The following is an 11,889-nucleotide window of genomic DNA, read 5'->3' as shown; positions in this document are numbered from 1 at the left end:
TCTTCCGAGCGCAAATAAGAAGTCCTCACAGCAGACAGCGAGCTTGCCGAGCGTCCCGAACGACCCCGTCCGGGAGGACCGAGCCGTCCGCCCGAGGACTTTCAGTAAAAGTCATATCTCAGTTTCTTCCGAGCGCAAATGAGAAGTCCGCACAGCAGACAGCGAGCTTGCGAGTGTCCCGAATTACCCCGTCCGGAGAGGACGTTTTTTCATTTGACCTTTGTTTCGGGGGTATTTAGGGGGAGTGGAGGCTACCTTTCTGATGATGATAAGCGTCCTGCCGTCACCATTCGGGAGCGAGTATTTCTCTGCCTTTTCAACCTTGCCGCCTAAAATCTTTATGGCGTTTCTCGCTTCTTCAAGCTCCTCTTCGCCGCCCGAACCTTTCAGTGCGGCAAATATTCCGCCCTTTTTCACGAATGGCAAACAGTATTCCGAAAGCTCCGTCAGATTTGCTACCGCCCTCGCACAGGCACAATCGAACTGCTCTCTGAGGTCTGCATTTCTTCCTGCCTCTTCCGCCCTGCCGTGAATGCACTGCGCATCAAGCTGAGCCTTTTCTGAAAGTTCCTTGAGAAAATTTACCCTCTTGTTCAGACTGTCCAGCAGAGTGAGCTTTATGTCATCACGATATATCTTCAGCGGACAGGACGGAAAACCTGCTCCTGTTCCAACATCTATCAGTGAAGAACCTTCCTTTAACTCAAAAAGAGTGAACGGATAAATGCTGTCGAAAAAGTGCTTTACAGTTATCCCCTCAGAGTCTGTTATGGCCGTCAGGTTTATCTTCTCGTTCCATTCCACCAAAAGATCTGAATATACTGCAAGCCTGCTGTACTGTTCGTCTGTAAGCTCTATACCGTATTTTCCGAATATCTCATCTGTCTGAGCCTTTGACAGCATCATCACTTTCCCTCCTCTTGTGCGGCAAGTACCGCAATCTCCGACGGCTCTTTAACTATGTAGTCTGCGCCGTATTCCTCAAATTCCTCCCTTGTGCCGTAGCCGTAAAGCACCGCCGCACAGGGGATATTGTTTTTGTGTGCGCCGAGAATGTCATGCTTTCTGTCGCCAACCATAAGAACCCTGCTGTCCTTATCCGCTCCGCAGCGTTCAAGCGCACAGGCTATAACGTCAGCCTTTTCTATCCTCGTTCCGTCAAGTGTCGCACCTGTTATGTTTTCAAAATATTCCGCAAGTCCGAAATGCTCCAGTATCCGCACAGAAAACATCTCAGGCTTTGAAGTCGCCACAGCAAGCCTTTTCCCCTGCGCTTTCAGATCTGACAGCATTTTTTCAACTCCGTCATAAACCGCATTTTCAAACAGACCTTTTTCCCTGTAATACTCCCTGTAAAGCTCCACCAGTCCGCAAGCCTTTTCGTGGGAAAATCCGCAGAACGTTTCAAAAGACTCCCACAGCGGCGGCCCGATAAATTTCAGCAGAACGCTTTCATCGGGGATATCATCGCCGTTTGTCCTAAGCGCATACTTTACCGAATTTATTATCCCCGCTCCCGAATCGGTGAGCGTACCGTCCAGATCAAAAAGTATTATATCATAGCCTTTATAGCTTTTGTCCGTCATAAAATTCTGCCTTTCTGTATTTATGTCTTTATTATTTTCAGCCGTCCTGCTGCGCAGTGCAGATTATCCTGTCCGCCATTTCTCTCGCTTGTTCAAGTGTGCTGAGGTTTCCGCTTTCCGCCCTCAGCTTTGCCGAACCGGGCAGACCTTTAACGTACCACGAAACGTTTTTCCTTGCCTCTTTCATGCCCTGCTTTTCGCCCTTGTATCTGCAAAGGTATTCGCAATGCTCCACCATTATCTTCATTCTTTCCTCGACCGTCGGTTCGGGGAGAACTTCACCAGTTTCAAGGTAATGCTTTATGTTTTTGAATACCCAAGGTTTTCCGTATGAACCCCTCGCCAGCATAACAAGGCTGCAGCCTGTCTGCTCGTACATTTTTTTGCAGCTTTCGCCGTCCTTTACATCACCGTTGCCGAACACAGGGATATCCACCGCTTCAACGACCTGCCTTATTATGTCCCAGTCTGCGCTGCCAGAATAAAACTGCGAACGTGTCCTGCCGTGACAGGCAATGGCGGCAACACCAGACTGTTCAATTATCTTTGCAAACTCAACTGCATTTATGCTGTCCTCGTTCCAGCCTGCACGGAACTTTACCGTTACGGGACACTGCGCATTCTTCACAACTTCCTTTGCTATCTCCAGTGCCCTCTGAGGATCTCTCATAAGTGCAGAACCCGAACCGTTGCCCACTATCTTCGGCACAGGACAGCCCATATTTATATCGATCATATCAGGCTTGAACTGATTGAGAAGATATGCGGCTTTGCCCATATAATAGGGATCTTCACCGAAAAGCTGGAGCGCATAAGGTCTTTCCTCTGGCTCTATCTCGCAAAGCCTTGCCGTCTTGCTGTCCCCGAAACAAAGTCCTTTAGATGAGATCATTTCGCTGACAAGATAGGCTGCGCCGTACTTTTTGCAGAGCAGACGGTAAGACTTATCCGCCACCGACGCCATTGGTGCAAGCGCCGCAGTTTTTTCGATTTTTATTCCGCCGATATCAATATATTCCATAATCCACCACATTCTTATGAATTCTTGCGTTCATTACTTCCATTTCTGTTTACGATATATATTCCTATGCACACCATTGCAAGGGCGCACACACCTTTCACGCCGAACGCTCCGCCCTCGTCAAGGACAATAGCCGAGATGATAACTCCGCAGACAGGATTCATCAACCCATACACCGCAACTTTTGACACAGGGTTAAATTTCAGCAGAACCGCCCAAAGCGAGTATGCCGCCGCTGAAACGAACGCAAGGTATATGAGCATTCCTGCTGAAAAGAGAGTAAAGCCGCCTATCTTTCCGCCGCATACCGCTCCGAACAGCCACATCACAGCTCCGCCGAACATAAACTGATAGCCGCTGAGCATAACAGGATCTTCGCCGCCCGACAGCTTTTTCATAAAGGCAGAGGAAAAGCCGCTTGCTATGGTACATAAAAATATGAAACCGTCGCCAAGCAGGTTAAAGGACTGTCCGCCCAGTCCGCCTATGTTGATGAGTATTATTCCGCCAAAGCCTATAACACAGCCTGTTATCTTCCTCAGCGTAAGCTTTTCCATTTTAAACAGCAGAGCAGATATGAGTATAGCCGCAAAAACATTCGCCGCAACTATCACAGCCGCTTTTACTCCAGTCGTATGAGCAAGTCCGATATAATAGAAAAAATACTGCGCTATTGTCTGAAAAAAGCTTATTATGCCTATTTTCGGTATTGAGGACTTTGTGGGTAGAAGAAGTTTCCGTCGGCTTATACTGCCTGCGGCTATCGCCATGAGTCCTGCAATAAAGAACCTTATCCCTGCAAACACCATTTGTCCTGCCCAGTCGGAAGAGTCCATAGACAGCGCCTTGTATCCCACCTTGACTCCCGAAAATGCACTTCCCCACAGCATACAGCAGAACAGCGCCGTAACGCAAAGTCCGAAAGGCGATGTTACAAAGCTTTTCAGCCTGCCGCCCTTTTCGGTGGAGCGAACTATATTCTCTTCATTCTCTTCATTATCTTCATTATCTTCGGACAAGTCAAACACCTCTTACATCTCACATATGATAATACAATCAAATTTATTATACCATATATTCAGATCCATTTCAAGTTTTTAAGTTCATAAGCTAAGCTTATGAGCTTTACATCGCTAGCCCCATATGTATGAAAATATATTAACTGACAAAAAATTGATCGTTTCGCCTGCTTTACTGTAAATAAAAGTATAATTATTTACGATTATGCGGTGATATTAAAATTTATAATGTAAAAAAAATATTAACTTTTAAAAGAATACGATTACAAAAGCACTAAAACGTTTTAAAATTGGCGTCGGGGTCTTGAAATATTTCGGAAATCGTGTATAATATTAAGAGAAGAAAAATTTCGGAAGAAATATATTCTTAAGATAATTCTTCGTCAGCTTATAAATTTATGAAAGGTGGACTTTAAACCATGAAGACAGAAATCATCAACGGCGTTTCTCTGCCTAATATGCCTTGGCAGGACAAGCCCGCAGATTGCAAAGACGTTATCTGGAGATACAACACTAACCCAATCATTCCTAGAAATCTCCTTCCTACATCAAACTCAATTTTCAACAGTGCAGTTGTTCCTTTCGAGGGCAAGTTTGCAGGCGTTTTCCGTGTAGACGACAAGGTTCGTAACATGGAGCTTCACGCAGGCTTCTCTGAGGACGGTATCCACTGGAATATCAACCCTGACAGAATCGTATTCGAGCAGGCTGACAAGTCAACTGAAGAAGTTAATCAGTGGGGCTACGGCTATGACCCAAGATGCTGCTGGATCGAAGACAGATTCTGGATCACATGGTGCAACGCTTACGGCTGGAAACCTACTATCGGCGTTGGCTATACATTCGATTTCAAGACTTTCTATCAGTGTGAAAACGCATTCCTGCCATTCAACAGAAACGGCGTTCTCTTCCCAAGAAAGGTAAACGGCAAGTATGTAATGTTCTCAAGACCTTCTGACTCAGGTCATACACCTTTCGGTGATATGTACATTTCACAGTCACCTGATATGAAGTACTGGGGTGAGCACAGACACGTTATGGGACCTCTCAAGGCTTGGGAGTCCAAGAAGATCGGTGCAGGTCCTATTCCGATCGAGACATCTGAGGGCTGGCTCTGCTTCTACCACGGCGTTCTTGAGTCATGCAACGGCTTTGTATACAGCTTCTCAGCTTGCATTCTTGATAAGGACGAGCCATGGAAGGTTAAGTACAGATGTGCTGAATACCTCCTCAGCCCACAGGAGATCTATGAGTGCGTAGGCGACGTTCAGAACGTTACATTCCCATGCGCAACTCTCTGCGACAAGGATACAGGCAGAATCGCAATTTACTACGGCTGTGCTGATACTTGCGTATCAATGGCATTCACAACAGTTGATGACGTTATCGACTATGTAAAGAGCCACTCTTCAATCTAATTGAAAGCTGAATATTCTGAATAGTTTAAAAAGCGGTTGTTTTTATAACAGCCGCTTTTTGTTTTCTGATTTTGACATCATTATTAAATAAAATAACCTTCCGTACACCAAAATACGGAAGGTTGTTTTTATTGGTCTTTAAACCGGTCAGTGGTGTTTTCCACCCTGTCAACAGCATTTTTCTGTGTTATATCCACACGGTAGGAATGAACTGTCTCCTTACCGCCGTCATTAGCAGTCGTAGTTTCAACGAAATATTGCAGTTCACTGCCGTCAAAATAATAGTCAGCCTCAAAGCCTGTTACTTCTCCGCTTTCCGCCTGAGCGGCTATCTTTTCAACATCATAAACGTGCTTTATGTGAGTTATCCCGTCCTCCTCCGTTACAGATGCGTCGCTTATGCAGTCGGGATCATAAATAAGAAGCCCCTCGTCAGCCTGCGGGTGAGTTACCGCCCTTGTGTACTGAACAAAATCGTCTTCGCCTCTGGTGCAGTGGGAATACTTTCCGTTATCATAAGTAAAGCTTTCTGCGCCGTTGTTGTACTGTGCATACTCTGTGCTGTCGCTTTTTCCGTAATAGGAAAACATCAGCACGTCCTTTTCATCATATTTGAACGTAAAAGTCTGCTCGACCTCGCCTGTCTGCTCGTTCGTCATAGTGACTACGGCTGAGTCAAGGGAAGTATAGGCTTTTCTCGCCTCTTTTATCAGCTCTCCGCCCTCAACGTCGTCAGATGAACAGCCGCTCAGCAGACACACGCAGGCGGCACAGCCTGCCGCAAACAGCTTTTTGATTTTTGATATTTTGAATATTCCGATTTTTTTCATTGCAACTCCGATTTGATATTATAGATATTGTGAGGTATTTAAAGCCTAAAGACTCTTGCAGGTCAAAGACTTTTACAAATCTAAAGACTCTTACAAGTCTAAAGACTTTTGCAAGTCTTTGAAAAGACTATCAGCGCAGCGGCGATAGTAAATATCTGAGATATCGTTGCCCTCACCATTAAGCCTATGCTGAATTTAATAACATAAAGATCAACAGAAATGTTCTCTATGCCGATACTTTTTCCCCATGCAAGCCAGCTGACGTAGGATTTTCCTTCACAGATGTATGCGATAAAAGCGCCCAGAATTATTCCCGACAGCATAAAAAAGATAAACGCAAATGTCTTTTTAAAATTTTTCATAGCATTTTCCGTCCTGAAATTTAATATAAAGGGGTCTGCCTGCTCAAACACAGCACAGTCCCCTTTTGAATTTATATTTGTGTTTTACGTCCGAAAATTACTTTCTTCTTGACGGCGAACGTCTTTTGTTGTCAGTAATTCTCTTGAGGTCTGAAAACTTTTCATCGCTTGCAGCCTTGAATTTGCTCATCATATCTTCAAAGTCGGCATTGCCCGAATTAGCAGACGGATCGTATACCGGCGGTGGATTTTTTGTGAAATCCTGCGGCTTTCTGTCGGCAAATTTTGAGTATGAACCGCCCTGTCTGCCGCCGTTTGAGTTTCTTGAAAAGTTTCTTCCGCCCTCACGGTTATTGTTTCTGCCGTCACGGTTGTTTCCATCTCTGCCGTCCCTGCCATCTCTGTTCTCTCTCGGCTTTCTCGGAGGAGCAGGCAGTGCTTTCTTTATCGACAACGAGATCTTTCCGTCATCACCAAGGCTGAGCAACTTGACTTTTACAGTCTGCCCCTCCTGAATGTGATCCTTTATCTCGTTGACAAAAGTATTTGCCACTTCTGAGATATGTACCATTCCCGTGGTGTTCTTGTCAAGCTCCACAAATGCTCCGAACTTTGTGATACCTGTTACTTTTCCTTCATAAATTTTTCCTACTTCTAGCTGCATCTGATTTTAATGTCCTCTCTAAAATTTATAATACTGCAAGGTCAGTTGTCTGAACCGTTTACAATATAAAATCTGCGTTCATTAGGATAAGCATAGCCAAGCTGTTCAACTGCGACCTTCTCCATAAATTCAGATTCGTCCGCATTGAGCATTTCGGTATACTCATCATTGAGTTTTTTAGCCTCGTCGATCTTCTCAGCCATAGCGTCAGTTTCCTGTCTGAGCTGTTCGATCTGAGCCTGCTGTGAAACGATATCCGCAACGGCAAACACGCAGAAACATATCACCAGCATAACAAGCATTGGTTTGAAAAAACGTGTTTTCTTTTTCTTGCGGGATCTGCCGATCTTCTTTTCGCTTTTCTCACTCTTTTCAGCCGTTTCGCCTGAATCGACAACAGCTGCATCGTCATTTTCAATTTCATCATCAATGTCGCTGAGCATAGTTTTCTCGGTTGTCATCGTGGATCTCCTTTCATAATTTTATACTCTTAATTATTATACACCACTTAACTTTCAACTTTCAAGGGCTTTTTGAAGTTTTTTTACGCATTTTTAAAATTTAAGCGTTTTTAACAAATCCACGCTTTATTTTACCTACTATTTTAGTCATAAATATCACCGGCGGTTTAAGTATTTTTTCCCTCACAAACCCCGATATCTTCCACACAGCCTTGACTATAAAATTGCCCAGCAGCAGTCTTTCCAGCAGGCAGCCCAGCAACATACCGAACAGGGTGAAATAGCGTATCTCCCCCGTAAGACCTGTGCTGAAAGTAAAAAGCACAAAGCTGAAAAACAGCACATAGAGAAAATCCCCCGCAAAGGTCAGCACTTTCCCATGAGGTATGACCGCCCTCACCACTCTTATCGAATCATAGATCGCTCCGAGGACGCAGCCTGTTATGATGCCCGAAAGATATATCCCTGTTTCCTTTGCAAAATAAAAAATATCCATAGCTTTCACCGTTTTAAATTTTATCTTTTTAAATTTTTTATCTGAACAGCTTTCCGATTAGGCTCAGCCGTTTTTTCAGATCTTTTTCGCCGTACACAAGTGAAGATATATCCCCCTCAACGCTGAGGTCGCCGCTGTCTACGCTCATTTCATTGATGTGAAGATTTTTCCCCCTTATGGTCAGCTCGCCAAGCTGAGTATAAAGTGATATCACCTCTTCGTTGAAACACTCCACGTCCGTCACTCCCGTCAGCATAAGACGTGAGCGGTTTTCAAGAATAGCATTGTGCCTGCCCTGCATTTCGTTCATGATCTTTCCCTCCGAATATTCAATATATAAGATTATATGCGGAAAAATTCGGATTTAGGCATAAAAAACCGCACCTCATAAGAGATGCGGTTTAATATCAGATAAAGTTTAGATTACTTTTCTTCTGTGTTGTAAAGCTTAGCATATCTGAGCAGATAATCATATCTGTCCTTTGCGTTCTTTACAGCGTTATCGAACAGCTTTTCAGCTCTTTCAGGATTCTGTCTAGCAAGTGCGTTGTAACGAACTTCACCCATGATGAATTCCTTATAGTCAGCTGTTGGAGCCTTAGAATCGAGAACGAATGGATTCTTACCCTCTGCCTTAAGACGTGGGTCGAATCTGTAAAGGTGCCAGTAACCAGCCTGAACAGCCTTCTTCTCCTCTGTCTGAGCGATCTTCATACCACCCTTGATACCGTGGTTGATACATGGAGCATAACCGATAACGAGTGATGGACCGTGATAAGACTCAGCTTCCTGAATTGCCTTTATACACTGATTCATGTCAGCACCCATAGCGATGTGTGCAACATAAACGTAGCCGTAAGACATAGCCATACCAGCGAGATCCTTCTTCTTAACTTCCTTACCAGCAGCAGCGAACTGTGCGATAGCTCCTGTTGGTGTGGACTTAGAAGACTGTCCGCCTGTATTTGAGTAAACCTCAGTATCGAATACAAAGATGTTTACGTCTTCGCCCTGTGCGAGAACGTGGTCAACACCGCCGTAACCGATATCGTATGCCCAGCCGTCACCGCCGAAGATCCACATTGACTTCTTAGCAAGGTAGTCAGCGTCCTTAAGGATCTCGTCAGCAGCCTTTGTCTTAGCCTTCTTAAGAGCAGCGATAAGGTTTGCAGTAGCAGCCTTGTTAGCAGCACCGTCGTCTACTGTTGAGAGATACTCTTCAGTAGCTGTCTTGAGGGCAGCAGCCTTAGTTGTCTTTGAAAGCTCAAGAACCTTAGCGATAGTTCTGTTTCTGATAGTTGACTGTGCGAGGAACATACCGTAACCGTACTCAGCGTTATCCTCGAAGAGTGAGTTAGCCCAAGCCGGACCCTTGCCTTCCTTATTTACTGTGTAAGGAGTTGAAGGTGCTGAACCGCCCCAGATTGAAGAGCAGCCTGTTGCGTTAGCGATATACATTCTGTCGCCGAAGAGCTGAGTGATGAGCTTAGCGTAAGGTGTTTCACCGCAGCCTGCGCAAGCGCCTGAGAACTCAAGGAGCGGCTGCTTGAACTGTGAACCCTTAACTGAAGTTTCCTTGAACTTAGCGAATACTTCAGGCTTCTCAGCAAGTGTAAGACCATAGTTGAATACTTCCTGCTCAGCAAGCTGAGTTTCAAGAGGCATCATATTAAGAGCCTTTTCGCCCTTCTTACCAGGACAAACATTTACGCATGAGCCGCAGCCTGTACAGTCAAGTGCAGACATAGTCATAACGAAGTTATATCCAGGCATACCTGTCATTGCAACAGCCTTGTCCTGAGCAAGCTTTGGAGCCTTCTTCAGTTCGTCGTCTGTCATTACAACAGGTCTGATAACAGCGTGAGGACATACATATGAACAGAAGTTACACTGGATACAATTTGCACCGTTCCAAGCCGGAACATCAACAGCGATACCTCTCTTCTCGAATGCAGCTGAACCCTGTGGGAACACGCCGTCAGCCATATGTGTGAATGTAGAAACTGGGAGCTTGTCGCCTTCCTGAGCATTGCAAGGGATCTGGATCTCGTTTACGAAGTCCTGAAGAGTCTTGTCAGCGCACTTAACGGCAGCCATACCCATAGGAGTATCCTTAGCGTTCTTCCACTTAGCAGGTACCTTAACTTCAACTACCTGATGGCAGCCAGCGTCGATAGCATCGTGGTTCATCTTAACGATAGCGTCGCCCTTTTTAGAATATGAAGCAGTAGCAGCGTCCTTCATATACTTGATAGCGTCGTCGATAGGAATGATATTTGCAAGCTTGAAGAATGCAGACTGAAGAACAGTATTGATCCTGTTGCCCAGACCGATCTCCTTACCGATCTTAACACCGTTGATAGTGTAGAACTTGATGTTGTTTTCTGCGATATATCTCTTTACCTGTCCTGGGAGGTGCTTATCAAGCTCCTTCTCGTCCCACTGACAGTTGAGGAGGAATGTTCCGCCCGGCTTGATATCCTGTACCATATTGTACTTTGTGATATAAGACTCGTTGTGGCAAGCTACGAAATCAGCCTGATTGATGAGGTAAGTTGACTTGATAGGAGTCTTACCGAATCTCAGGTGAGAAACTGTTACGCCGCCTGACTTCTTTGAGTCATATGCGAAATAAGCCTGAGCGTAAAGATCTGTGTGGTCACCGATGATCTTGATAGAGTTCTTGTTTGCGCCGACTGTACCGTCTGCACCAAGACCCCAGAACTTACAAGCTGTTGTGCCTGCAGGAGCAGAGTCGAGCTTGCCCTCTGATTCAAGTGAGAGGTTTGTAACGTCATCGTTGATACCGATAGTAAATCTTGGCTTGTATGTGTCCTTCCAGCTTGCGTTCCAGTAAACAGCCTTGATCTGGTCAGGAGTTGTATCCTTAGAACCAAGACCATATCTGCCTGAAGCAACAGGGATATCGTGGAACTGTGTGCCCTTGAGAGCAGCAACAACGTCAAGATAAAGAGGCTCGCCCTGTGAACCAGGCTCCTTAGTTCTGTCGAGAACAGAGATCTGCTCACAAGTTGCAGGGATAGCTTCAACGAGCTTCTCAGCAACGAAAGGTCTGTAAAGTCTTACCTTAACAAGACCGAGCTTTGTGCCTTCGTTAGCGTTGAGGTAATCGATAGTTTCTTCGATAGTATCGCAAACTGAACCCATAGCAACGATAACGTGTGTAGCGTCAGGTGCGCCATAGTAGTTGAACAGCTTGTAATCTGTACCGATCTTAGCGTTTACCTTGTTCATGTAATCCTCTACGATGCCAGGGATAGCGTCATAGTATGGGTTACAAGCTTCTCTTGCCTGGAAGAAGATATCAGGGTTCTGAGCTGTACCCTTAAGAACAGGATGCTCAGGGTTAAGAGCGTGCTTTCTGAATTCTTCGATCTTCTCGAAGTTTACCATATCTCTTACATCTTCCATATCCCATGTTTCGATCTTCTGGATCTCGTGAGATGTTCTGAATCCGTCAAAGAAGTGGATGAATGGAACTCTGCCCTCAATAGTTGAGAGGTGAGCTACTGTACCGAGGTCCATTACCTCCTGTACGTTAGAAGAACAAAGCATAGCGAAACCGGTCTGACGACAAGCATAGATGTCGGAGTGGTCGCCGAAAATGTTAAGAGCGTGGGAAGCTACGCATCTTGCAGAAACGTGGATAACGCAAGGGAGAAGCTCACCTGCGATCTTATACAGGTTAGGAATCATAAGAAGAAGACCCTGTGAAGCTGTATATGTTGTTGTAAGAGCGCCTGCTGACAGCGAACCGTGTACTGTACCGGATGCGCCTGCCTCAGACTGCATTTCAGCCAGTCTTACCGGAGTTCCGAAGAGGTTCTCTTTACCCTTGGCAGCCCACTGGTCGGTCACTTCAGCCATAACTGACGATGGTGTGATAGGATAGATAGCAGCAACTTCTGTAAATGGGTATGATGCCCAAGCAGCAGCGTTGTTTCCGTCCATGGTTTTCATTTTTCTTGCCATTTCTGAAATCATTCCTTTCTCGATATTTTAAGCCTGCGG

At 45.3% G+C, this 11,889-nt stretch carries 12 protein-coding genes; 1 reads left to right on the top strand and 11 read right to left on the bottom strand.

Annotation, left to right across the window (positions count from 1 at the left end; all coding sequences use genetic code 11):
• Positions 1-183 precede the first annotated feature (183 nt).
• The 4 genes from rsmG to Q0E19_RS00875 are packed head-to-tail and all read right to left on the bottom strand — an operon-like array spanning position 184 to position 3,626.
• A complete protein-coding gene (rsmG, locus tag Q0E19_RS00890) occupies positions 184-906 on the bottom strand; it encodes a 16S rRNA (guanine(527)-N(7))-methyltransferase RsmG (protein ID WP_294406248.1) in 723 nt (240 codons plus the stop codon).
• Positions 906-1,586 carry an HAD family hydrolase gene (locus Q0E19_RS00885; protein WP_294406246.1) on the bottom strand — a complete coding sequence of 227 codons (681 nt, stop codon included), beginning with the start codon at positions 1,584-1,586 and terminating at the stop codon, positions 906-908. The genes rsmG and Q0E19_RS00885 overlap by 1 nt, the downstream gene beginning before the upstream one ends.
• A 37-nt stretch (positions 1,587-1,623) precedes the next feature.
• The gene (dusB, locus tag Q0E19_RS00880; RefSeq protein WP_294406244.1) at positions 1,624-2,607 is read right to left on the bottom strand and encodes a tRNA dihydrouridine synthase DusB; all 984 of its coding nucleotides are present in this window, start codon (positions 2,605-2,607) and stop codon (positions 1,624-1,626) included.
• A gap of 14 nt (positions 2,608-2,621) precedes the next feature.
• Entirely contained in the window at positions 2,622-3,626 is a 1,005-nt protein-coding gene (locus tag Q0E19_RS00875; protein ID WP_294406242.1) for a DMT family transporter, read from the bottom strand.
• A 419-nt stretch (positions 3,627-4,045) separates the two neighbouring features.
• Here Q0E19_RS00875 and Q0E19_RS00870 point away from each other — a divergent pair, with 419 nt between their 5' ends.
• Positions 4,046-5,044, top strand: a complete 999-nt coding sequence (locus Q0E19_RS00870; RefSeq protein ID WP_294406239.1) for a glycoside hydrolase family 130 protein — start codon at positions 4,046-4,048, stop codon at positions 5,042-5,044.
• 128 nt (positions 5,045-5,172) lie between these two features.
• Here Q0E19_RS00870 and Q0E19_RS00865 read toward each other — a convergent pair whose 3' ends face one another.
• From Q0E19_RS00865 to nifJ, 7 genes are all read right to left on the bottom strand, one after another.
• Positions 5,173-5,874 carry a hypothetical protein gene (locus Q0E19_RS00865; protein WP_294406238.1) on the bottom strand — a complete coding sequence of 234 codons (702 nt, stop codon included), beginning with the start codon at positions 5,872-5,874 and terminating at the stop codon, positions 5,173-5,175.
• Between the two features lie 98 nt (positions 5,875-5,972).
• Positions 5,973-6,236 carry a DUF4321 domain-containing protein gene (locus tag Q0E19_RS00860; RefSeq protein WP_294406235.1) on the bottom strand — a complete coding sequence of 88 codons (264 nt, stop codon included), beginning with the start codon at positions 6,234-6,236 and terminating at the stop codon, positions 5,973-5,975.
• 97 nt (positions 6,237-6,333) lie between these two features.
• On the bottom strand, positions 6,334-6,900 hold the full coding sequence (locus tag Q0E19_RS00855; protein WP_294406233.1) for a S1 RNA-binding domain-containing protein: 567 nt from the start codon (positions 6,898-6,900) through the stop codon (positions 6,334-6,336).
• A 41-nt stretch (positions 6,901-6,941) separates the two neighbouring features.
• Positions 6,942-7,361 (bottom strand): septum formation initiator, encoded by a 420-nt coding sequence (locus tag Q0E19_RS00850; protein WP_294406229.1) that lies wholly within the window; start codon positions 7,359-7,361, stop codon positions 6,942-6,944.
• 100 nt (positions 7,362-7,461) lie between these two features.
• Positions 7,462-7,857, bottom strand: coding sequence for a spore cortex biosynthesis protein YabQ (gene yabQ, locus Q0E19_RS00845; protein WP_294406226.1), 396 nt, complete (start codon positions 7,855-7,857; stop codon positions 7,462-7,464).
• A 37-nt stretch (positions 7,858-7,894) separates the two neighbouring features.
• On the bottom strand, positions 7,895-8,167 hold the full coding sequence (yabP, locus tag Q0E19_RS00840) for a sporulation protein YabP (RefSeq protein WP_294406224.1): 273 nt from the start codon (positions 8,165-8,167) through the stop codon (positions 7,895-7,897).
• Positions 8,168-8,280: 113 nt separating this feature from the next.
• A complete protein-coding gene (gene nifJ / locus Q0E19_RS00835; RefSeq protein ID WP_294406221.1) occupies positions 8,281-11,850 on the bottom strand; it encodes a pyruvate:ferredoxin (flavodoxin) oxidoreductase in 3,570 nt (1,189 codons plus the stop codon).
• Between the last annotated feature and the right edge of the window lie 39 nt (positions 11,851-11,889).

The organism is uncultured Ruminococcus sp. (assembly GCF_934476685.1).
Classification (GTDB): Bacteria; Bacillota; Clostridia; order Oscillospirales; family Ruminococcaceae; genus Hominimerdicola.
The sequence above is the reverse complement of the archived record's forward strand: the minus strand, read 5'-3'. Positions and strand labels throughout refer to the sequence as shown.